The sequence below is a fragment of the Streptomonospora litoralis genome (assembly GCF_004323735.1).
In the GTDB taxonomy this organism is placed as follows: Bacteria; Actinomycetota; Actinomycetes; order Streptosporangiales; family Streptosporangiaceae; genus Streptomonospora; species Streptomonospora litoralis.
This window is the reverse complement of sequence record NZ_CP036455.1, coordinates 3,027,778-3,049,520: the sequence shown is the minus strand read 5'-3', so window position 1 is coordinate 3,049,520 and position 21,743 is coordinate 3,027,778. Positions and strand designations below refer to the sequence as shown.

Below are 21,743 nucleotides of genomic sequence, written 5' to 3'. Positions count from 1 at the left end.
AACGCGGCGAAGGCTCCCGCGATACCCGGCATAGCGGAGACCCGGCCGGTGGTCGTATTCGGTCGCCGCCGCGCTTCAGGCCGGCTGGTGCTGGCGCGAGGGCGCGCTCTCGGGCCGCGCGGGAGGCGGCGCCGCACGGTGCGCCTGTTCCTCCTCGTCCGGCGCGGGGATGCCGGCCCGGGCGTCGAGGCGGCGTTCGAGCGCCTGGTAGGCGATGTATGCGGCGCCACCGAGCAGAACGAGCGCGATTCCGGCCAGTATGGCGGCCACCCCGGCGGTCAGCAGCGTGTCGTCGACCATGTGCGGGCCACCTCCGTGCTCGGCGGGACTGGAACACCTCGTCGCAAACGAGCGTAATCGGTGTTAACGGAAGTTGTCGCCGTTCGCGGACGTGAGGGGCGCCATACTCCCGGCGGCACTGCCGCTTGCGGGTCTTCCGGCCCCGCATGCAGGCGGGATGCCGAGCGCCGCGTGGCGGCGAAGGGTGGCCAGGGGTCCGGCGTCTTCGTTCCCGAGGCGGCTTTTCGGGGAAGGATCGCCCTTGGCAGCACACCCGGACCGCAAAGGATGCACATGACGACGCTTGAGGGCGCTGCGGCCGCCATCGACCGAGCCGGCCACCTCGGGGTGGTCTCCACGACCCGCGCTGACGGCTCCGTCCAGTCCACCGTCGTCACCGCCGGGATCATCGCACATCCCGTCTCCGGCGCGCAGACCGTCGCCTTCACCAGTGCCGGCACCAGCGCCAAACTCCGGTTCCTGCGCCGCCGACCGCAGGCGACCATCGTCTTCCAGCCGGACTTCCACTGGACCGCGGTCGAGGGAACGGCCGACCTCGTCGGCTACGACGACCCGCGGGAGGGCGTCGACGCCGCGGCCCTGCGGCGGCTGCTGCGCGACGTCTTCACCGCCGCCGGCGGCACCCACGAGGACTGGGACGCCTACGACCGGGCGATGGCCGAGGAGCGCCGCAGCGCCGTACTGATCAGGCCCACGCGGATCCTCGGAATGTAGCCGGCCCGCCGCCTTTCGCGCCGCACCGGACGACCGGCGGCGTGCGGCGGCGTGCGATCCTTACTAGTCGGTTTTGTCTGGCATGTCAGAAGGGTGCGGCTTGGGGTTCCTGGAGCAGCTCGACGTACCGGTGGTCGCGGCGCCGATGGCCGGGGGCGTGAGCACCCCCGAACTCGCCGCGGCCGTCAACGGCGCGGGCGGGCTGGGCTTCCTGGCCGCCGGCTACCTCGCGGCCGACGCGATGGCCGCGCAGGTCGACCGGCTGCGCGCGCTCAGCGGCCGCCCGTTCGGCGTCAACGTCTTCGTCCCCGACCGCGACACCGCCGACCCCCAGGCACTCGCCGCCTATCGCGAGCGGATCGCGCCCGAGGCCGCGCGCCTGGGCACCGAGGCCGGTCCCGCACACTGGGGCGACGACGACTACCGCGCCAAACTGGCCGCGCTGCGCTCCGCACGGGTGCCCGTCGTGAGCTTCACCTTCGGCTGCCCCGAGGCCGGCGACATCGCGGCACTGCGGCGTACCGGCACCGAGGTGCTGGTCACCGTCACGACCGCCGAGGAGGCGGCAGCGGCCGAGGACGCCGGAGCCGACGCGCTGTGCGTCCAGGGCGCCGAGGCCGGCGGCCACCAGGGCTCGTTCGAGGACACTTACGAACGCACCATCCCCCTGGCGCGGCTGCTGGCCGAGGTCCGCGGCCGGGTGCGCATCCCCCTCGTGGCCGCGGGCGGGATCACCGGCGCCGCGGCCGTGCAGCGCTGCCTGGCCGGCGGGGCCGTCGCGGCGCAGCTGGGCACCGCGCTGCTGCGCACCCCCGAGAGCGGCGCGCAGCAGGTGCACAAGGACGCCCTGGTTCAGCAGCGGTTCGACCGCACCACCGTGACACGCGCGTTCAGCGGGCGGCGGGCCCGCGCCCTGGCCAACCGGTTCGTCGCCGAGCACGGCGGGGTCGCCCCCGGCGCCTACCCCCACGTGCACCACATGACCGGACCCCTCCGCGCGGCCGCGGCCCGCGCCGGCGACGCCGAGACCCTGCACCTGTGGGCCGGGGCGTGCTACCGGTCGGCAGCCGACCGACCGGCCGCCGAGGTGGTGGGCCGCATCGCCGAGGGCCTGTGAGGCGTGGGTGGGCCGCCCGGCCCCGTAGCCAGCGGGGACCGGCTCAGTCCTCCTCGTCCTCCTCGGCCGCCGACAGGTGCTCCAGCAGCGCCGGAACGACCTGATCGGGCGCCTCCTCGGGGAGCCAGTGCGAGAACCCCTCCAGCTCGATGTAGCGGTAGGGGGCGGCCACCCACTCGCCGGTGGCCCGGGCGGGCACGGCGGTGAAGGCCACGTCGGCGTCGCCCCACACGTACAGCGTGGGCACGCTGACCGCCGGAGCGTCGGCGAAGGCGCTCTCCAGCGTCATCGCCCGGTACCAGTTCAGCGCCGCCGTCAAGGCGCCCGCCTGGGCGAGCCGGCGCAGATTGTCCTCCACCAGGTCCTCGGGGACCCGGCCCTCGAAGACGCCGCGCAAGGCCGCGGCGCCGTTGTCGAGCAACTGCTCCTCGGCGGCCCCCGGCGTCTGGAACAGCTTGACGTAGGACATCGCCTCGCGCTGCTCGGGCGACGATGCCAGGGCCTGCGACAGGGCCGCCGGATGCGGTGTGGACAGCGCGGTCAGGCTGATGACCCGCTCGGCGTGCAGCGTGGCCGCCGACCAGGCCACCACGCCGCCCCAGTCGTGGCCGACCAGGTGGAAGCGGGCCGCGCCCAGTTCGTCGGCGAAAGCCGCCACGTCGGCCACTAGCTCGGACATCGTGTAGTCGGCGGTGTCGAGCGGCCGCGCCCCGGGCGAGTATCCGCGCTGGTCCACCGCCACCGCGCGGTACCCGGCCTGGGCGGCCGCCGCCAGATGCCGCCGCCAGCAGGTGGCGAACTCCGGGAAGCCGTGCAGGAAAAGCACGAGCGGGCCGTCGGCCGGGCCGGCGGCCAGGGCGTCGAACTCCAGGTCGCCGTGGCGCAGAGTCAGCGCCTCGGTGTCGGGGGCGAGGGTGTGCGCCATAGCGGCCTCCAGTCCAGCGGTGCGGAACACGGCGCAGGACAGGCTACCGTGCCCGGCCTGCGGCGGCGGGGCGGTGGTCGGACTGTCGGCCGACGCCGCGGTGAACGCCGGGCGCCGGCGTTTCCCGCACGCCGCTTGGGGGCGCGCCGGCCGGCGGCGCGCAGCCCCGGGGCAGCCGCCCCGGGGCGAATACGCTGGAGGCATGAAACGGCGAGCGCGCCGCTACACAGCGTTGATGGCCACCTGCCTCGTCCTGTTCGGCGGGTCGCTGCCCGTGTACTACCTGTTCGGCGCCGGGTGGGCGCTGGCGATGTGCGCGGTGGCCATGGTGCTCCCGCCGATCGCCGTCATCCTGGGCAATACCGCCGATCCCGCCGACCCGCGGGAGGACGACACCGGATACGGTCCGAACGCCTGACGAAGTATGCCGGGCGGGGGCGAGGGCCGCGCCCCCGCACCCGCGGGAGTCGGTTCCGGTGGCGCGGCCGGGCGCAAGCACGGCACTCTGCGGCGGTTGTCCACAGGCCGCGATCGCCGCCGGTCGGGCGGCCGGCGGCGCTTTAGGATGGAAGCGTGCCGCCACAAGCGGCCTACCAGCACGAAGCCATGTCCGGGAGGCGCCACCGTGAGTGAACACCCAAGCAGCAGTCCGCAGGCCGAGCAGAACGGCGCCGCCGAGGAGCCGGTGTTCACCCCGCGCAAGAACGGCCAGGCCCAAGAGGTCTCGGCGGAGCTGGCCGCCTGGATGCGCACCGGCTGGGCCGACACCGAGATCCGCGAGGTCGAGCCGATCGAGCAGGCGGCCTACACGGCCAAGCGCCGCGCCGCCCTCAGCGCGCGCTTCCCGGGCGAGCGGCTGGTCGTCCCGGCCGGCGGTCTCAAGACCCGCTCCAACGACACCGAGTACCCCTTCCGCCCCTCGTGCGACTACGTCTACCTCAGCGGCGACCAGACCGACGACGGCTGCCTGGTGCTGGAACCGCGGCCCGGCGGCGGCCACGACGCCAACTGCTACCTGCGCCCCCGCTCCAACCGGGAGAACGGCGAGTTCTGGCTCGACGGCCACGGCGAACTGTGGAGCGGTCGGCGCTACAGCCTCGCGGAGTCAGCCCAGCTGCTGGGCCTGGCCACCGACGACGTGCGCCGGCTGCCCGATGCGCTGCGCGATGCGCCCGATGCGCCGGTGCGCATCCTGCGCGGCCACGATGCCGGTCTGGAGCAGGTCGTCGCCGGCCTGCGCGAGGACGCGGCCGAAGGCGGCGAGGCCGCAGCGCAGCGCGACGAGGAGCTCGCCGTCGCGCTGCACGACCAGCGCCTGGTCAAGGACGAGTGGGAGGTGTCCCAGCTGCAGCGCGCCGTCGACTCCACCGTGCTCGGCTTCGGCGACGTCGCCGCCGCGCTGCCCGATGCCGAGGCCACCTCCGAGCGCTACATCGAGGGCACCTTCTTCCTGCGCGCCCGCGTCGAGGGCAACGACGTCGGCTACGGCACCATCGCCGCGTCGGGCCGCAACGCCACCACGCTGCACTGGATGCGCAACGACAGCCCGGTGCGCGAGGGCGAGCTGCTGCTGCTCGACGCCGGAGTGGAGACCACGACGCTCTACACCGCCGACGTCACCCGCACCATGCCGGTGTCGGGCCGGTTCACCGAGGTGCAGCGCCGCGTCTACGATCTCGTCTACGCCGCTCAGGAGGCCGCGATCGCCGCGGTCGCCCCGGCGCGGCCCTTCACGGAGTACCACCGGGTCGCCCAGCGCGTGCTGGCCGAGGGCCTCGTCGAATGGGGGCTGCTGGAGGGCCCGGCCGAGCGTGTCGTCGAACTCGGCCTGCAGCGGCGCTACACCCTGCACGGCACCGGCCACATGCTCGGTCTGGACGTGCACGACTGCGCCCGTGCACGAACCGAGGTGCACCTTTACGGCGACCTGCGGCCGGGCATGGTGCTCACCGTCGAGCCCGGCCTGTACTTCCAGCCCGACGACCTCACCGTGCCCGAGGAGTTGCGCGGCATCGGCGTGCGCATCGAGGACGACGTGCTGGTCACCGCCGAGGGCAACCGCGTCCTCTCGGCGGGCCTGCCGCGCACCGCCGCCGACGTCGAGGCATGGCTGGCCGAGCGCCTACCCCGCTCCTGACCCGAGTCGCCGCCGGTGCGCGGACGGCGCACCGGCGGCGCCGACGCGGTCTCGGGCACCGGCCGCTATCAGGGTTTGCGGGCGACGCCCGCACGCGAGGCGGCATAGGCCGGAACCGCACCCACTTCGGTCGTCTCCGGCCGCCACTGCGGGCAGGGGACGATTCCGGGATCGACCGGCTCCAGGCCGTCGAAGAGTGTTGTGATCCACTCGGCACCGCGCGGCCAGTAGGGCAGGGGAGCGGTCTCGTTGTACTGGCGCAGGGCCTCGTTGCCGCGCTCGTCCTCGTCGGTGCCGTCCCACAGCGCCAGGTAGCTGCCGCTGGGCAGGCCCGCCACCAGCCGGCCGACGATGCCGTGGACGTCGTCCTGGGGCACGTGGCCCAGGACGCCCATGAGCATCAGCGCGATCGGCCGGTCGAAGTCCAGCGTCGCGCGGGCCTTCTCCAACACGTCCTCGGGCTTGCGCAGGTCGGCGTGCAGGTAGTCGGTGCGGCCCTCGGGCGTGCCGACGAGCAGCGCGTTGGCGTGCGCGAGGACCAGGGGGTCGTTGTCGACGTAGACGATCGCCGACTCCGGTGCGTGGTGCTGGGCGACCTCGTGGGTGTTGCCGGCGGTGGGCATGCCGGTGCCGATGTCGAGGAACTGGCGGATACCGGCCTCGTCGGCGAGATAGGCGACCGAGCGCCGGATGAACCCGCGCCCCTGCCTGGCGAAGTCGGAAACCTCGGGGAACACCGCTCGGAACTGTTCGGCGACCTCGCGGTCGGCGGCGTAGTTGTCCTTGCCGCCCAGCCAGTAGTTCCACACCCGCGCCGAGTGCGGGACGGAGGTGTCGATGGAGGTCGGGGCTGCCGTGTAGTCGGGGGTGTCAGTCAATTCGCTTCCCGTGGCTCGAAGTGCGGAACGTGCCGAGAGCATAGCCCTTTACCGGACCGGATGCTCGCGGGAGGCCCGGCCACGCGGGGAATCCGCGCGCACTGTGACCGCGACCGGCCAAGGTGGCCGACCGGTCGCGGTGCTCTCCGCCGGCGGCTTCGCTCCCGGGACAGCACCTGTCGCCGGGGCGGCACTCAGAGCTTGCGGGCGACCCCGCAGCGCGTCATGGAGGGCTGGGCAGCTCCGACCTCGGCGGCCTCCGGTCGCCATTGGGGGCAGGGCACGAAGCCCGGGGCGACCATCTCCAGGCCGCCGAAGACGGAGGCGACCCACTCCGGCGATCGCAGCCAGTAGGGCAGGGGAGCGTTCCGGTTGTACTGCTCCTGTGCCTCGCTGCCGCGGGGGTCGCTGTCGGTCCCGTCGTACAGCGCCAGGTAGCTGCCGGGGGGCAGGGCCGAGACGAGTCGGGAGACGACGGGGTGGACGTCGTCGTCGCCGATGTGGCCCAGGACGCCCATGAGCATCAGCGCGATCGGCCGGTCGAAGTCGAGGGTCTTGTGTGCCTTGGCGATCACGTCCTCGGGTTCGCGCAGGTCGGCGTGCAGGTAGTCGGTGCGGCCCTCGGGCGTGCCGACGAGCAGCGCGTTGGCGTGCGCGAGGACCAGGGGGTCGTTGTCGACGTAGACGATCGCCGACTCCGGTGCGTGGTGCTGGGCGACCTCGTGGGTGTTCTCGGCGGTGGGCATGCCGGTGCCGATGTCGAGGAACTGGCGGATACCGGCCTCGCCCACCAGGTAGGTGACGGACCGCTTGATGAAGCCGCGCCCGTGCCGGGCCTGGTCGGAGATCTCCGGGAAGACGGCGCGGTACTGTTCGGCGACCTCGCGGTCGGCGGCGTAGTTGTCCTTGCCGCCCAGCCAGTAGTTCCACACGCGGGCGGAGTGGGGGACGGTGGTGTCGACGGAGGGAGGTGCCGAGGCGGCCTCGTCGTCGGTGTCGTCGGCCAATGCGGTTCCCGTGGCTCGAAGGGGACGGAACGTGTCCGGAGCATAGCCGACCGCATCCCGCGCGGTGGAGGGTCCTTGGGTCCGGACCGGTGCCGGGGCGGCCGCCGCCACCGGGCATTCGGCGGCGCCGGCCGAGCGCACGCGCGGGGCGCGCCGCGCGCCTGCGGCCGCTGGGGCGCGGTTGACCGCAATCGGCCACGCGGCGGCAGTGGGGCGGCGCCGCTCAGTAGCCCGCCGCGCGGTCGTTGTAGACGCCGGCCTCCTCCTGGCCGGTCAGCCGCCCGATCGCGGCCATGACCTCGTCGGTCGCCACGCGGCGCGCCCGGCCCGTCTTGAGGTGGCCGTAGCCGATGGAGAAGTCCAGCGGGTCGCCGAAGCGGACGGTGATGGGGGCGATGCGCGGCAGCCGGGCGCCGATCGGCTGGATGTGCTCGGTCCCGGTGATGCCCACCGGAACCACGGGCGCTTGCGAGGTCAGCGCGAGGTGGGCCACTCCGGTGCGGCCGCGGTAGAGGCGCCCGTCCGGCGAACGCGTGCCCTCGGGGTAGATGGAGAAGACACCGCCGTCCTTGAGCCGGCGCAGCCCGATGTCCAGTGCCTCCATCGCCCCGCCGCCGCTGCCCCGATCCACCGGGACGGCGCCCAGGGCGGTGAACGCCGAGCGCGACAGGCGGCCCTTGACGCCGGGGCCGGTGAAGTACTCCGCCTTGGCCAGGAAGTGGACGCGGCGCGGCACCGCCAGCGGGATGACCACGCTGTCGCAGAAGGAGAGGTGGTTGGCCGCCAGGATGACCGGACCCGAGGCGGGGATGTTCGCCAGGCCCTCGATGCGGGGGCGGTACAGCCCGCGCCCCACCCGCGCGCTCACCGAGCGCACCACGTCATAGAGCAACGAGCCCTCCCCCGGCGCCGGCGCGACCACGCCGCCCAACCCTAGCGGCCCGCCACCCGGCCCCCGTGGCCGGCCCGCCCGTGTGCACGGCAGAAGCGGATCGGCTCCGGCGGCCGCTGCGCCGCAGGGCCTACTCCTGCGGTGTCCAGGCCGCGTTGGCCCCGCAGACGACCAGGCAGGGGTTGTCGCCGGGCACCCGGCCCGCCAGCCACGCGGCGAAGGGGACCGCGGCGGCCGGTTCGGCGGCGATGCGGAACTCGTCCCACAGGCGGTCGCGCGCGGCGGTGATCTCGGGGTCGGTGACCAGCGCCGTCTCGACGGGGCGCCGACGCAGTACCCCGAATGGCACATCGCCCACCCGCGCGGCGCCCAGGGCCGAGGACGCCACCGAGTCCACCGGCGCGGCGACCGGTTCGCCCGCCGCCAATGCGGCGTGCAGGCTCTGGCAGCCCTCGGGCTCCACCCCGACAACGCGGCGCCGCCCCGCGCCCAGGCGCACGCCCGCAACCAGGCCGCCGCCCCCCACTGCCACCGCGACGCAGTCGCTTTCGGGGGCGTCGGCGGCGATCTCGGCGCCGATCGTGCCCTGCCCGGCCACGACGTCGGGATCGTCGTAGGCGTGCAGGTAGCGCAGCCCCTCCGCCTCGGCCCGGGCGCGCGCCGCCTCGGCGGCCTCGGCGTAGTGGCTGCCGGTGCGGACCAGCTCGGCACCCGACTCCTCCAGGCGGCGCGCCTTGACCTCGGGCACCGTCTCGGGCACGTAGACCAGCGCCTCGGCGCCCAGCATCCGCGCGGCGGCGGCCACGCCCAGTCCGTGGTTGCCCCCCGACGCCGTGACCACCCGCTGCGGCGCGCCCGCGGCCAGCATGGCGTTGAGAGCACCGCGCAGCTTGAAGGCGCCGGTCGTCTGCAGGTGCTCCAGTTTGAGGGTGAGTGCCCGACCGCCGACGCGCGTGCTCAGTACCGGCGTGCGCCGGACGTAGGGGGCGATGCGGTCGAGCGCGGCGTCGACGTCGGCGGGTGTGGGCAGCGAGGTCGTCGCAGCGGGCGTGGATGTCATGCTTCCAGACTGCCGCGCAGAATACATAAGTTGAAGTTGAACCTGCTTAGGATGATTAAGCAGAGCTATGGGCCGCCCGTGTGCGGGAGGGAGCGCGTTGCTGGACGCCGACCGCATCCGGGTGCTGGTGGAGGTCGCCCACGCCGGATCCATCACCGCGGCCGCCGAGCGCATGTCCTTCACCGCCCCCGCGCTGTCGCAGCAGTTGGCCAAGCTGGAGCGGGAGCTTGGCTGCCCGCTGGTCGAGCGCTCGCGCACCGGGGTGCGGCTGACCCGGGCCGGCCGGGTGCTGCTGGCCTACGGCGAACGGGTCGTCGGGGAGTTGCGCGACGCCGAGTCCGCTGTGCGCGCCGCGGCCGGGGAGGCCCCGGCGCGGCTGTCGCTGGGCGCCTTCGCCAGCGCCGGCAAGCTGCTGGTGCCCGGCGCGCTGGCCGCTTTCGGGCAGGCCCACCCCCAGGTGCGGCTGTCCCTTTCGGATGTGGAGCCGCCCGACGGCTACGGGCTCGTCACCTCCGGCGAGCTGGACCTGCTGATCACCCACCGCTACCCGGGTGTGCAGCCGCCCGCGGCGACCGGGCTGCACCGCGAGCGCATCCTGGTGGACCCGCTGCTGCTCGTGCTGCCCGAGGGGCATACCGCAGCGGGCACCGCACCGCGCCTGGCCGACCTCACCGACCAGGAGTGGATCTGCGGCGCCCCCGGCATCTCCAACCGGATCGCGCTGGAGGCCGCCGCCGCGGCCGAGGGCGTGCGGGTGTCGGTCGCCTACGAGACCCGCGACTACGAGGTGATGCTGGCCCTGATCCGCGCGGGCGTGGGCATCGGGCTGGTGCCGCGGATGATCCTCGACGCCGCGCCCGGATCGGGCTGGGTCGCCGAACCGCCGGGCGGCGCGGCCCTGGAGCGCGAGATCTCCATCGTGCACCGGCGCAGACCGCCCGCGCCGGTGCCGGCGATGGTCGACATGCTGCGCCGCTCGGCGCGGCGCACCGGGCCCTGACACCGCGGGCGCCTCAGCACCGCCGAGCGGCGCCGAGGCACCGGCACCCGTCGCCGGAGGGTTCTCAGGCCCCGCTGCCCGCGGCCTCCACCGCCACCGTCGCCCGCCTCTCCAGCGCGGCCTGGGCCGCCTCCAGCACCGCGACGACCTCGTGGCCGAAGCCGACGCCGCAGGGTTCCTCCGCTTCACCCGTGCGCACCCCGTGCAGCAACCGGTCGATCGCGGCGCCGAACGCCTCGGCGGGCTCCTGGCCGGCGTCGGGCAGCGGCACCGCCCCGTTCTCGCCGAAGAAGACGAACTCGCGGTGCATGCCCTCGGGCGGGGCCTCCAGGGTCAGCGCGAGCGAGCTGACGGCGCCGCCGCGGTGGCCCAGGAGCAGGTGCGTAGTCCTGCGCGGCCCCGCTACGGCGGTGACCTCCGCAACCGGTCCCATCACCGGCAGCAGCACCGACAGGGCGTGCGGGCCGATGTCCCACAGGCCGCCCCGCTCGCGGCGCCACGGCGACTGGGCGAAGGGGCTGTCGGTGGTCAGCGCCGGCATGAGCATGCTCGCCCGCGCCCCGTCCCAGCCGCCGACCGCGGCGCTTTCGCGCAGGAACGCGTCGATGCGCGGGGAGAAGCGCATGGTGAAGAAGACGACGCTTGCCAGGCCGCGCCGCTCCGCCTCGGCGGCGACGGCGCCGGAGGCTTCGGTGGAGAAGGCGACCGGCTTCTCCAGCAGCAGATGGCAGCCGGCGCGGGCGGCGCGCAGCGCGGCCTCGGCCTGGATGTCGGGCGGCAGCGCGACGGCGACGGCGTCGACGTCGCCGAAGAGGGCGTCGGAGTCGGCGTAGGCGGCCACCCCGTAGCGGTCGGCCAGCGCCCGGGTGCGCTCGGCGTTGCGCCCCCACACCCCTGCGAAGTCGATCTCGGGGTGGGCGGCCAGCGCCGCCCCCTGCGTCTCCCGGGCCCAGTAACCCGTGCCCAGCAGTCCCACCTTCAGGCCCATGCCGCGGCTCCTCTCCGCCGGTCGCGATGCGCGTCGCAGGCCATTGTTCCCGGCCGCCCTGCCGGAAGCCGCGGCGGGGCGGCGGGGTGCCGCGGCCGGTCCCCACACCGGCCGCGACACCACCGCCGCCCGCATCCCCGTCCGGGTGGGTCTACTTCACCGCGCCCATCGACAGGCCGCGCACCAGCTGGCGCTGGGCCATCCAGCCGATGACCACGATGGGCAGCGACGCCAGCGTCGCCGCCGCGGCGAGTTGGGCCCAGTACAGCCCTTCGCTGGTGATGAACCCGACGAGGAACACCGGCACCGTGGCCGCCTGGGAGGCCGTCAGGTTCACCGCGAAGAAGAACTCGTTCCAGGCGAAGATCATGCAGATCAGCGCGGTTGCGGCGACGCCGGGCGCCATGATGGGCAGCATCACCGACCACAGCACCCGCGGCAGGCTCGCCCCCTCCATCTGGGCGGCCTCGACCACGCCGGTGGGGACCTCCAGGAAGAACGACCGCAGCATCCACACGGCGATCGGCAGGTTCATCGCGGTGTAGAGCACCACCAGGGTCCAGATGTTGTCGAGCATGGACACCTCGGCCGCCGCGACGTAGATCGGCACGACCACCGCCACGAGCGGCAGCATCTTGGTGGAGATGAAGAAGAACAGCGCGTCCTTGGTGCGCTTGACCGGCCGGATCGACAGCGCGTAGGCGGCCGGGGTGCCCAGGACGAGCACCAGCGCGGTCGAGGCCAGGGTGGCGATCAGCGAGTTGCCCAGGTAGGGCAGGAAGTCGGCGCTGAGGACTCCGGCGAGCTGCTCCAGCGTCGGCTCGAAGAACAGGGTGGGCGGATCGGTCTGCGCGGCGCCTTCGGTCTTGAAGGCTGTCAGCACCATCCACAGCGCCGGTGAAACGAAGACCAGGGCGATGGCCCAGGTCAGCACGGTCAAGGCGGCACCGCCGGCGCCGCCGCGCCGGGTGCGGCGCGCCCGGGGCGGGCGCGGTGGCGAGGCGGCGGCCGCGGGCCGTGGGGCGGGGGCGGTGGCGGTCACGATGTCGCCTCCTGGTCGGACATGAACGTGCGGAAGATCAGCCGCAGCGCCAGCATCGCCACGACGATGGTGCCGGCGACCACGATGACGCCCATCGCCGCCGACTGCCCGATGTCGAACCCGAGGAAGGTCCGCTGGTAGATGTAGAAGGGCAGGTTGGAGCTGGCGGTGCCCGGTCCGCCCTGGGTCATCATGTAGATCGTGTCGAAGGTGTTGACCACGTAGATCGAGCCCAGCAGCACGCCCAACTCGATGTAGCGGCGCAGGTGCGGCAGCGTGACGTCGGTGAACATCTGCCACTTGTTGGCGCCGTCGACCTGTCCGGCCTCGATCACGTCGCGCCCCTGGCTCTGCAGCCCGGCCAGGATGAGCAGCATCATGAACGGGCTCCACTGCCACACCAGAGCGGTCACCACCGACGCCACCGGGAACTGCGACACCCAGTTGACGTCACCCAGCCCGAACGGGGTCAGCACGAATCCCACCAGCCCGAAGACCGGGTCGAACATGTTGGTCTTCCACAGCAGCGCGGTGGCCACCGGGATGACCAGAAACGGGGTGATCAGCATGGTGCGCACCACGCCGCGCCCGAGGAAGGCGCGGTCCAGCAGCATCGCCAGGCCGATCCCGACGGCCATCGCGATCAGCACGCACGAGGCCGTGATGACCACGGTGTTCAGCGCGGCGCCGAGGAACTGGGAGTCGGTGAGCACGGCGGCGTAGTTCGCCAGCCCGTTGAACTGGCGCGAACCCGGCCGCAGCAGGTTCCACGACTGCAGCGAGTAGAAGATCGTGAACAGGAACGGCAGCTGGGTGACCAGGATGGTGAAGATCAGCGCCGGCAGCAGCGGGGCGCGCCGCGCCCACCCGCGGGCCCGCTCGGCGCGCCGGGCCTGGCGGGCCTGCTCGGCCTGCGAGGGGCGGCGGTCCGGCGCCGTGGCGATCGCGCTCACCTGCGCCCCCTCCCCGGCACCGTGGCGGCCGCCCGCAGGCGGCGGCGTCGTGGAATGCTCACTGGTCCTCCTTGTAGCTGTCGCCCACCGACTGCGCGTACTGCTGGCTCTGCTGGAGCGCCTCCTCGACCGTGATCCGGCCGGCGATGGCGGCGCTCAACTGCTGGCTGACGCGGGTGCCGAGGTCCTGGAACTCGGGGATGGCCAGGAAGTTGATGCCCGAGTAGGGGGTCGGCCGGTTGGTCGGGTGCTGGGGGTCGGCGTCGGCGATGCTCTCGCGCATCACGTCGGCGTAGGCCGAGGCGACCTCCTGGTACTCGGGGTTCTCGAAGGTCGAGGCGCGGGCCCCCGGCGGCACCCGCTCCCAGCCGTACTCCTCGGCGACGAGTTCCGTGTACTCCTTGTCGGTCATCCACGAAACGAACTTCCAGGCCGCGTCCTTGTGCTCGGAGCTGGCGGGGATGCCCAGCGACCAGGTATAGAGCCAGCCCCCGTAGTCGGTCTCGGCCACCGGGGCGGGGGCGTAGCCGTTCTGGCCGACGACCTTGCTGGAGTCGGGGTCCTCCACGGTGCTGACCATCGCGGTGGCGTCGTACCACATCGCGGCCCTGCCCTGGCTGTAGTGGGTCAGGCAGTTGCCGAACCCGCTGGTGGCCGCGCCGGGCTGGCCGTGTTCCTGCACGAGGTTCACGTAGAACTCGGCGGCCTCGCGGAACTCGGGAGAGGTGAGTTCGGCGTTCCACTGCTGGTCGTACCAGCGCCCGCCGAAGGTGTGCAGGATGCTGTTGAACGGCGCCATCACCTCGCCCCAGCCGGGCAGGCCGCGCAGGCAGATCCCGGCCGTGCCCGACTCGGGGTCGTCCAGCTCCGCGGCGAGGTCGGCGACCTCGGCCCAGGTGGGGTCGGCCGGCATCTCCAGCCCGGCCTGCTCGAACAGGTCCTTGCGGTAGACCAGGAACGACGACTCCCCGTAGAAGGGCACCGAGTACATGTCGCCCTGGTGGGACAGCGCCTCGCGGATGGGGGGCAGGAAGTCTTCGTCGTCGTAGCCGGTCTTCTCGATGTAGGGCTGCAGGTTGGTCAGCCAGTCGTACTCGGCCCACTGCCGGGTCTCGTAGTTGCTGACCATGACCGCGTCGAACTCGCCGCCGCCGGTGGCGACGGATGTGGTGATCTTGGCGCGGGCCTCGTTCTCCGGCAGCGAGACGAACTGGACGTCGATGTTCGGGTGCTCCTGCTTGAAGTCCTCCTGCAGCGAGATCGCGTCCTCCATCTGCGGGTTGGACACGATGGCGACCACCAGGGTGGTGCCGCCGTCGCCGGCGGCCACGGCGCCCGCGCCCGCGCAGCCGGACAGCAGGGCCGCCGTCAGGCCCAGCGCGCCCGCGGCGGCGAGTGGGCGCGGGCGCCGTTTCGTGTTCGGCAAGGGGGTCTCCTTCTCCACGGTCGGCTTCGGGCTGCTCAGGCGGCGTCGGGCCGGACCTGCACCTTGACCCCGGCTCCGGCCCGCATCAGGCCGAGCGCGTCGGGGAACTCGGCCAGCGGCAGGGCGTGGGTGAGCAGTTCGGCGGTGCGCAGGCGGCCCGCGGCGAGCAGGTCGAGTGCGGCGCCGTAGCTGTGCAGCACGGCCATGGAGCCCACCACGGTGATCTCGTCGTTGTAGATGCGGAACGGGGACAGCGCGACGCGGGCGTCGTCGGGGGCCACGCCGAAGACCAGCAGCCGGCCGCCGCGGTGCAGCGCGTCGAACGCGGCCTCGATGGCCGCGGGAGCGCCGGTGGCGTCGGCGGCGGCGTCGAAGCGCTCGCCGTCGAGTTCCGCGGTGTCGGCGGCCGTCGCGGCGGCGCCCAGCGCTTTGGCCAGTTCCAGGCGCTCGGTGTTGCGGTCGACGACGGTGACCGCGGCGCCGCCCTGCTGCAGAAGCTGCTGCAGCAGCAGGCCCATGGTGCCCGCGCCCACGAGCAGGAAGCGCTCGCCGACGTGCACACCGATGCGGCGCACGCCGTGCACCGCGCACGAGAGCGGTTCGACCAGCGCGGCCTCGCGGTCGCCGACGTGGTCGGGCAGGCGGTGGCAGTTCACCGCGGGGGCGGCCGCGAACTCGGCGAAACCGCCGTCGACGGTGTCGCCGATCGCGCCCCAGTTGGCGCACAGGTTGCCGCGTCCGGCCCGGCAGTACGCGCAGTGGCCGCAGAACAGGGAGGGGTCGACGGCGACGCGGTCGCCTTCGCGCAGGCCGCCCGGAGCGCGGCTGCCCACGGCCACCACCTCGCCGGCGAACTCGTGGCCCGGCACGAGCGGGTAGGGGCTGGGCGGGAACTCGCCGTCGGCGATGTGCAGGTCGGTGCCGCAGATGCCGCAGGCGCGGACGCGCACCACGACACCGTCGTCGGCGGGGGTGGGGTCGGGGCGGTCGCCCACCGTGACGGTTCCGGGGCGTTCGATGATGGCTGCGCGCACGGTCGCTCCTCGTTCACGGATGCGTGTGCCGATACCTGCACACGGATACACAGCTACTTCCGCTCACATGAGCGAGACATTGCTCATGTGATGAGAAACATTCAAAACCCATCCGAAACGCGATGTCAACGTATGATTCACGCATGAGCGGAACGGTGATCAGATGAGCGGGATCGCGCGAACGCGGCGGGAAGGTGCCGAGAACGATGCGGCGCAGCAGGAGAAAGACCAGTTCAAGGGGCCCGCCGAGATGGTGCTGGTCTCCACCGTCGCGCGCCGCTTCTACCTGGACGGGCGCTCGAAGGTGGAGATCGCCGAGGAGTTCGGCGTGAGCCGCTTCAAGGTGGCCCGCGCCCTGGAGACCGCCCGGGAGAGCGGGATCGTGCGGATCTCCATCCGGGTGCCGGCCCAGATCGACGCCGACCTCTCCGACCGGGTGCGCGCGGCCTTCGGGCTTGAGCGCGCCATCGTCGTCGACGGCTCCGACGACCCCGCCCAGACCCACCGGCGGCTCGGCTCGGTGGCCGCCGACCTGCTGGCCGAGATCGTGGCCGACGACGACGTGCTCGGACTCGCCTGGGGGCGCACCGTCAACGCCGTGGGCGCCGAGCTGACCCGGCTGGCGCGCTGCACGACCGTGCAGTTGGGCGGTGTGGTCTCGCACCGCACCTACGGCGAGGACGCCAGCGAGGGCTCCGTGGAGTCGGTGCTGCGCGCGGCGCAGCTCTCCGGCGGACCGGCCTACCCGATCTACGCCCCGCTGGTGCTGCCCGACGCCACCACGGCCCGCGCACTGCGCTCCGACCCCGGCATCGCCGGCGCCTTCGACCGCTTCGACGGGCTGACCAAGGCCGTGGTCTCCATCGGCGGCTGGGACGAGCAGAGTTCGACGGTGTTCTCCTGCCTGGACGCGGAGTCCCGCGAGGACCTGCGGCGACGGGGCGTGCGCGCCGAGATCTCCGCGCAGCTGTTCGACTCGCAGGGCACGCGGGTGCACAGCGAGCTCGACGAGCGGGTGCTGGCCATCACCGACGCCCAACTGGCCGGGGTGCCCGAGGTGGTCGCGGTGGCGGGCGGCCCGGGCAAGACCGAGGCCATCGGCGTCGTGCTGCGCAGCGGGCTGATCTCCACGCTGGTCACCGACGCGGCGACGGCCCGCGAGCTGCTGGGCTGAGCGGGCCCGGGGCGAGTAGACCGGTGCCGCCGGCCGCCGGGGTGCGCGTCAGCCGGCGGCCGAGCGGGGAAGGTCGCGCTCGGCCGCCTCCACTCGCGGTGCGGAGGTAGGCGCGGCCGCCGGCGGCAGTGCGCGCTCGGCCAGGTAGGCGCGTACCGACCAGGCGAGTGCCGCCGCCCAGGCCAGAACAACCCCGGCGTAGACGCCGGCCGCCGCGGCGGTGTCCGGATCGGCCCACACGGCGCCCAGCAGCGTGTGCGCGTTGGTCAGCACGATGAACCCGCCCACGGCCGAACCGAGCACCCGCGCCGGGACCCGCCGCACGATCCAGGCCGCGACGGGGGCGGCCGCCACGCCGCCGATGAGCAGCCCGCCCGCCCACAGCGGGTTGATCCCGGAGCTGCCGAGGCCCACGAGGAACCCCGCGCTGGCCGCCACGGCGACGATGAACTCGCTGGTGTCGATCGAGCCGATCACCTTGCGCGGCTCGGTACGTCCCGAGGCCAGCAGCGCCGGTGTGCCCACCGGCCCCCAGCCGCCCCCGCCCGTGGCGTCGAGGAATCCGCCGACGAGACCCAGCGGAACCAGGAGGCGCCGGCGCACGGGTGCGCCCGACCGTGGGCGCGGCAGGCTCCGGAAGGTGAAGCGCACCAGCACATAGCAGCCCAGGGCGAGCAGAATCCCCGCCATCACGGGCGCGGCCGCCTCGGTGGAGACCCGGCTGAGCACGGTGGCACCCGCGAAGGCGCCCACGGCACCGGGCAGGGCGATGCGGCGCACCACCGGCCAATCGACGTTGCCCAGCCGCCAGTGGGCGGCACCCGAGGCCAGCGTGGTGCCGATCTCGGCCAGATGCACCGTCGCCGAAGCGGCCGCGGGCGTGGTGCCCACCACCAGCAGCAGCGTGGTCGACGTGACGCCGTAGGCCATCCCGAGGCTGCCGTCGACCAGTTGCGCCGCCAGCCCGACCAGGGCGACGAGGACGAGCGTGTGCATACCGTGCCGCTTTCCGTTTTTACCCGGTTTTCTCGACAGGATTAGTGGAGAATCGAGTCGATAGTAATCTCGTTTTTTCCTACCGAACAAGGGGACAATAGGGGCGGTCGGTCGGAGCAGGTACCCCGCACGGCGGGAACGGTTCGCTGGGCGGCCTTGTGGTCTGCCGAGCGGCGGGCGGCCTGACGGGGAACGGCGGCGGCGAGGGCGCCGGTGGGCCGGTTCCGCGGTCATCGGTTCGGGTGCTCGCCGGTGGCGGCGGCCGACGAGGGGCGACGACGCCGCCGGTGGCGGCGGCGGGGCCGGGGCTCGGCCGCGGGTGGTCGAGCCCGGGGCCGTCCGGTTGTCGGCGCGGGGCTGATGCGGGGCTGATGCGGGGCGGTCGGCGGCGGTCATGCGGCCGGGTGGGGGTCACGAGATGCACGTACGTGCGGCGGCATGCGCCTCGGGCCGCCCCGAGGTGCCGCCCTCGCACCGTCCTTCCGCGATACGAAACAAAGCGGGGTGTTTTACCCACCAATGACCGAATTCCCGGTGGGCCCGCCCCCGCGCTGCTGCGGCGAGGGCGCACGAGGCGCGCCGAATAGCGCGAAAACGCCCCCGGCGTCGACTTTTCGTGCACCTCGTGGCCGCTGCGCCCGCCGAGGCCGCCCGCAAAACGGGCAGGCCCCCAAAAGCTCGCCCCTTCGGGCGGTTGAGCCCCCGGCGGCCGCGCCCGGACGCAACCAGCGACGCGTCGTCGCCCGATCCGGCGCACCCCCGGGACGTGTGAGCACCCCGCGACCGCGCCACACCACGCGGCCCTCCTGGCTGCGCGGGCCCGGCCGGAACACGGCGACACCCAGCCGGCCCACCGGCGCCGGTATGTCCCCTATGCCGGTCCATCCGGCGATGATCGCGAACTTATGACCGCGGAACACGCTTTCCTGCGACCATAAGTTCGCGATAGACGGGCCAAGCCGCGCCGAGCCCAACGCCGCCCCGCCGCCGCACGCGCCACCGGCGGGCACCCCGCGCCATGCACGGAAGCCGCCTGCACCGACCGCCGGCGCTCTGCCGTGACCGCCCGCTGTGACCGCCCCCACTTCCGAAGACACCGGCGACATTCCTCTAGAGTCAGGGCCCTGGCCCCGCACCGACGGGGCGGTGACCGGCTGCGAAGGCCGTCGGAGGTGAGGTGCCATGGGCCGCGGATACGGCGCGCACGAACTGCTGCAGGCCACACTCGACGCGGACTCGTTCCGCTCCTGGGACGGGCCGCCCCTGGAGGTCGCCCAAGATCCCGGCTACGCCGCCGAACTGGCCGCGGCGCGCGAGCGCAGCGGCTGCGACGAAGCCGTCGTCACCGGTGAGGGACGGCTGCGCGGCCGCCGCGTGGCCGTGCTGGCCTGCGAGTTCTCCTTCCTCGCGGGCTCGATCGGGGTGGCCGCCGCCGAGCGTCTGGTCGGCGCCGTCGAGCGCGCCACCGCCGAGCGGCTCCCGCTGCTGGCCGCCCCCGCCTCCGGCGGCACCCGGATGCAGGAGGGCACGGTCGCCTTCTTGACGATGGTGAAGATCTCCGCCGCCATCGCCGAGCACAAGGCGGCCGGCCTGCCCTACCTCGTCTACCTGCGCCACCCCACCACCGGCGGCGTCCTGGCGTCGTGGGGGTCCCAGGGCCACGTCACCGTCGCCGAACCCGGCGCGCTCGTGGGCTTCCTCGGTCCACGGGTCTACGAGCAGCTCTACGGCACCCCCTTCCCCGAAGGCGTGCAGTCGGCGGAGAACCTCTACCGGCGCGGCCTCGTCGACGCCGTGATCGGGGTCGAGGACCTGCCCGCCATCGCCGACCGTGCGCTGAACGTGCTGCTCGCCCGATCCGAATCCGCACCCGAGGGCCACGCGGCGGCCGCCCCGCAACCGCAGACCGAGCCCCCCGACGAGCCCCTCGCCGAGGTCGGCGCCTGGGAGTCGATCACCCGCTCCCGGCGCCCGGAACGCCCCGGCGTACGCGATCTCCTGCGGCGCGCCGCCGGCGACGTCGTTCCGCTCAAGGGCACCGGTGAGGGCGAGGCCGACCCCGGCCTGCTGCTCGCGCTGGCCCGCTTCGGCGGCGCTCCCTGCGTGCTGCTGGGCCAGGACCGCTCCCGGCAGAGCACCGACCACCCGCTGGGGCCCGCGGCCCTGCGCGAGGCGCGGCGCGGCATGCGCATCGCCGAAGAGTTGCGGCTGCCCCTGGTCACCGTGATCGACACCCCCGGCGCCGCGCTCTCCCGCGAGGCGGAGGAGCAGGGCATGGCCGGGCAGATCTCGCGCTGCCTGGCCGAACTGGTCACGCTGCGCGCTCCGACGCTGGCGGTCCTGATGGGCCAGGGCAGCGGCGGCGGGGCGCTGGCCCTGGTACCGGCAGACCGGGTGGTGGCCGCCGAACACGCCTGGCTCTCGCCGCTCCCTCCGGAGGGCGCCAGCGCCATCGTGCACCGCACCACCGACCGCGCCCCCGAACTGGCCGAGAGCCAGGGGGTGCACTCCAGCCGGCTGCGCGCCGACGGCATCGTCGACCGGATCGTCGCCGAGCACGGCGACGCGGCCGACGCCCCCGAGGCCTTCTGCGTCCGGATGGGCCACATGCTGCACCACGAGCTCTCCGAGCTGCTGCGCGCCGACCCCCGGGAACGCCTGGCGCTGCGCCACCGGCGCTACCGCCGCCTGGGCCTGCCCGGATGACCAGCGCCGGCGGGCCCTGACGGGCGCGGACGGGGGGCGCCGACGGCGCGGCGGGAGGCCATCGGCACAATGACGGGATCGTATACAACAGCACGGCCGCCGCCGACCGGCCGCAGCACCCGGCGGCGGGGCCTCGTCCGGTGGGGGAGTACGTGAGCACAACCGATGGACCGTTGAGCGGCACCGTGGTCGTCGACCTGTCGCGCGCGCTGGCGGGGCCGCACGCGGCCATGCTGCTGGGTGACCTGGGCGCGCGCGTGATCAAGGTCGAGCAGCCCGGTACCGGCGACGACACCCGCAGCTGGGGCCCGCCCTTCGTGGGACCCGACGACGAGCGCATCAGCACCTACTTCCTGTCCTGCAACCGCAACAAGGAGTCCATCGAGCTCGACCTGAAATCCGACGACGGCGCCTCGGTGCTGACCCGGCTGGTACGGGCCGCCGACGTGCTCGTGGAGAACTTCCGCCCCGGCGTGCTGGACCGGCTCGGCTTCTCCGCCGAGCGCCTGGCCGAGCTGAACCCGCGGCTGGTGCTGTGCTCCATCAGCGGCTTCGGCCACGACGGCCCCGAGGGCGGCCGGGCCGGCTACGACCAGATCGCCCAGGGCGAGGCCGGCCTGATGAGCCTCACCGGGCCCTCGCCCGCGGAACCCACCAAGGTCGGCGTACCCATCGGCGACCTGCTGGCCGGGATGAACGGCGCCCAAGGCGTCCTCAGCGCCCTCTACGAGCGCGAGCGCACCGGCCGCGGCCGCGTCGTGCGCACCTCCCTGCTGTCATCCATCGTGGGCGTGCACGCCTTCCAGGGCACCCGCTGGACCGTCGCCGGCGAGGTACCGCAGGCCATCGGCAACCACCACCCCTCCATCGCCCCCTATGGCGCCTACACCTGCGCCGACGGCATGCTCCAGGTCGCCGTCGCCAGCCAGGGCCAGTGGTCCAAGTTCGCCGGGCTGCTCGGCATCGCGGCAGACGACCCGCGCTTCGCCGACAACGCCTCGCGCGTGGCCAACCGGCCCGCCCTCAACGAGGCCGTCGAGGCCGTGCTGGCCACCGCCGACCGCGACACCTGGCTGGAGCGCATCGGCGCCATCGGCATCCCCTGCGGCGCCATCCGCACCGTCGACCAGGTCTACGAATGGGACCAGGCCCGCTCCCAGCACCTGGTCACCGAGGTCGAGCATCCTGTGCTCGGCGGCATCGAGCTGCCCGGCTCGGCGGTGCGCTTCAGCGACCCCGCCGACCCGTCCTCGGAGACTCCGCCCGACCACCGCCCGCCGCCGCGCCTGGGCGAGCACAACGACAGCGTCCGCGCCTGGCTGGACGGGGTGGACGGGGCGGCGCCCGGCGCCGCGGGCTGAGGGCGTTCGACAGGCTGCAGAGCGGCACCCCCG

20 protein-coding genes are annotated in these 21,743 nt (G+C 73.7%); 8 read left to right on the top strand and 12 right to left on the bottom strand.

The genetic code is table 11. The features are described 5' to 3' along the window. Positions 1–75 precede the first annotated feature (75 nt). Positions 76–300, bottom strand: a complete 225-nt coding sequence (locus EKD16_RS13120; RefSeq protein ID WP_131098644.1) for a hypothetical protein — start codon at positions 298–300, stop codon at positions 76–78. A gap of 273 nt (positions 301–573) precedes the next feature. On the opposite strand from EKD16_RS13120, the gene EKD16_RS13115 reads away from it, so the two are divergent. Both EKD16_RS13115 and EKD16_RS13110 read left to right on the top strand, forming a co-directional pair. Beyond that, positions 574–1,014: a TIGR03618 family F420-dependent PPOX class oxidoreductase gene (locus EKD16_RS13115; protein WP_131098643.1), complete on the top strand. Its 441-nt coding sequence runs from the start codon at positions 574–576 to the stop codon at positions 1,012–1,014. Between the two features lie 82 nt (positions 1,015–1,096). After that, positions 1,097–2,131: a nitronate monooxygenase gene (locus EKD16_RS13110; RefSeq protein WP_131102490.1), complete on the top strand. Its 1,035-nt coding sequence runs from the start codon at positions 1,097–1,099 to the stop codon at positions 2,129–2,131. Between the two features lie 43 nt (positions 2,132–2,174). On the opposite strand, the gene EKD16_RS13105 is transcribed toward EKD16_RS13110, so the two are convergent. After that, the gene (locus EKD16_RS13105) at positions 2,175–3,086 is read right to left on the bottom strand and encodes an alpha/beta fold hydrolase (RefSeq protein WP_242676956.1); all 912 of its coding nucleotides are present in this window, start codon (positions 3,084–3,086) and stop codon (positions 2,175–2,177) included. 172 nt (positions 3,087–3,258) lie between these two features. On the opposite strand from EKD16_RS13105, the gene EKD16_RS13095 reads away from it, so the two are divergent. Both EKD16_RS13095 and EKD16_RS13090 read left to right on the top strand, forming a co-directional pair. After that, positions 3,259–3,474, top strand: a complete 216-nt coding sequence (locus tag EKD16_RS13095; RefSeq protein ID WP_131098642.1) for a DUF3099 domain-containing protein — start codon at positions 3,259–3,261, stop codon at positions 3,472–3,474. 207 nt (positions 3,475–3,681) lie between these two features. Next, positions 3,682–5,193, top strand: coding sequence for an aminopeptidase P family protein (locus tag EKD16_RS13090; protein WP_242676955.1), 1,512 nt, complete (start codon positions 3,682–3,684; stop codon positions 5,191–5,193). A gap of 68 nt (positions 5,194–5,261) precedes the next feature. On the opposite strand, the gene EKD16_RS13085 is transcribed toward EKD16_RS13090, so the two are convergent. The 4 genes from EKD16_RS13085 to EKD16_RS13070 form a co-directional block, all read right to left on the bottom strand. Continuing rightward, entirely contained in the window at positions 5,262–6,071 is an 810-nt protein-coding gene (locus tag EKD16_RS13085) for an SAM-dependent methyltransferase (protein ID WP_242676954.1), read from the bottom strand. Between the two features lie 194 nt (positions 6,072–6,265). Beyond that, complete coding sequence (locus EKD16_RS13080; protein ID WP_131098640.1) at positions 6,266–7,078, bottom strand: SAM-dependent methyltransferase; 813 nt, start codon at positions 7,076–7,078, stop codon at positions 6,266–6,268. A gap of 223 nt (positions 7,079–7,301) precedes the next feature. Then, complete coding sequence (locus EKD16_RS13075; protein WP_131098639.1) at positions 7,302–7,970, bottom strand: lysophospholipid acyltransferase family protein; 669 nt, start codon at positions 7,968–7,970, stop codon at positions 7,302–7,304. Between the two features lie 130 nt (positions 7,971–8,100). After that, complete coding sequence (locus tag EKD16_RS13070) at positions 8,101–9,030, bottom strand: serine/threonine dehydratase (protein WP_131098638.1); 930 nt, start codon at positions 9,028–9,030, stop codon at positions 8,101–8,103. Positions 9,031–9,127: 97 nt separating this feature from the next. Between EKD16_RS13070 and EKD16_RS13065 the strand changes: the two genes are divergently transcribed. Next, positions 9,128–10,030 (top strand): LysR family transcriptional regulator, encoded by a 903-nt coding sequence (locus tag EKD16_RS13065; RefSeq protein ID WP_131098637.1) that lies wholly within the window; start codon positions 9,128–9,130, stop codon positions 10,028–10,030. Between the two features lie 64 nt (positions 10,031–10,094). Here the strand turns inward: EKD16_RS13065 and EKD16_RS13060 are convergent, their stop codons facing one another. The 5 genes from EKD16_RS13060 to EKD16_RS13040 form a co-directional block, all read right to left on the bottom strand. After that, positions 10,095–11,018, bottom strand: a complete 924-nt coding sequence (locus tag EKD16_RS13060; protein WP_131098636.1) for a Gfo/Idh/MocA family protein — start codon at positions 11,016–11,018, stop codon at positions 10,095–10,097. Between the two features lie 151 nt (positions 11,019–11,169). Then, entirely contained in the window at positions 11,170–12,060 is an 891-nt protein-coding gene (locus tag EKD16_RS13055) for a carbohydrate ABC transporter permease (RefSeq protein ID WP_131098635.1), read from the bottom strand. Beyond that, positions 12,057–13,004 (bottom strand): carbohydrate ABC transporter permease, encoded by a 948-nt coding sequence (locus tag EKD16_RS13050; RefSeq protein WP_394347342.1) that lies wholly within the window; start codon positions 13,002–13,004, stop codon positions 12,057–12,059. The genes EKD16_RS13055 and EKD16_RS13050 overlap by 4 nt, the downstream gene beginning before the upstream one ends. Positions 13,005–13,071: 67 nt before the next feature. After that, entirely contained in the window at positions 13,072–14,391 is a 1,320-nt protein-coding gene (locus EKD16_RS13045; RefSeq protein ID WP_242677423.1) for an ABC transporter substrate-binding protein, read from the bottom strand. 83 nt (positions 14,392–14,474) lie between these two features. Next, on the bottom strand, positions 14,475–15,473 hold the full coding sequence (locus EKD16_RS13040; RefSeq protein WP_131098632.1) for an alcohol dehydrogenase catalytic domain-containing protein: 999 nt from the start codon (positions 15,471–15,473) through the stop codon (positions 14,475–14,477). A 250-nt stretch (positions 15,474–15,723) separates the two neighbouring features. Between EKD16_RS13040 and EKD16_RS13035 the strand changes: the two genes are divergently transcribed. Then, positions 15,724–16,647 (top strand): sugar-binding transcriptional regulator, encoded by a 924-nt coding sequence (locus EKD16_RS13035; protein WP_131102482.1) that lies wholly within the window; start codon positions 15,724–15,726, stop codon positions 16,645–16,647. Positions 16,648–16,695: 48 nt separating this feature from the next. On the opposite strand, the gene EKD16_RS13030 is transcribed toward EKD16_RS13035, so the two are convergent. After that, on the bottom strand, positions 16,696–17,643 hold the full coding sequence (locus EKD16_RS13030) for a sulfite exporter TauE/SafE family protein (protein ID WP_131098631.1): 948 nt from the start codon (positions 17,641–17,643) through the stop codon (positions 16,696–16,698). A gap of 1,182 nt (positions 17,644–18,825) precedes the next feature. Here EKD16_RS13030 and EKD16_RS13025 point away from each other — a divergent pair. Next, on the top strand, positions 18,826–20,349 hold the full coding sequence (locus tag EKD16_RS13025) for a carboxyl transferase domain-containing protein (protein WP_131098630.1): 1,524 nt from the start codon (positions 18,826–18,828) through the stop codon (positions 20,347–20,349). A 152-nt stretch (positions 20,350–20,501) separates the two neighbouring features. Then, positions 20,502–21,710 (top strand): CaiB/BaiF CoA transferase family protein, encoded by a 1,209-nt coding sequence (locus EKD16_RS13020; RefSeq protein WP_131098629.1) that lies wholly within the window; start codon positions 20,502–20,504, stop codon positions 21,708–21,710. The last annotated feature ends 33 nt before the right edge of the window (positions 21,711–21,743 follow it).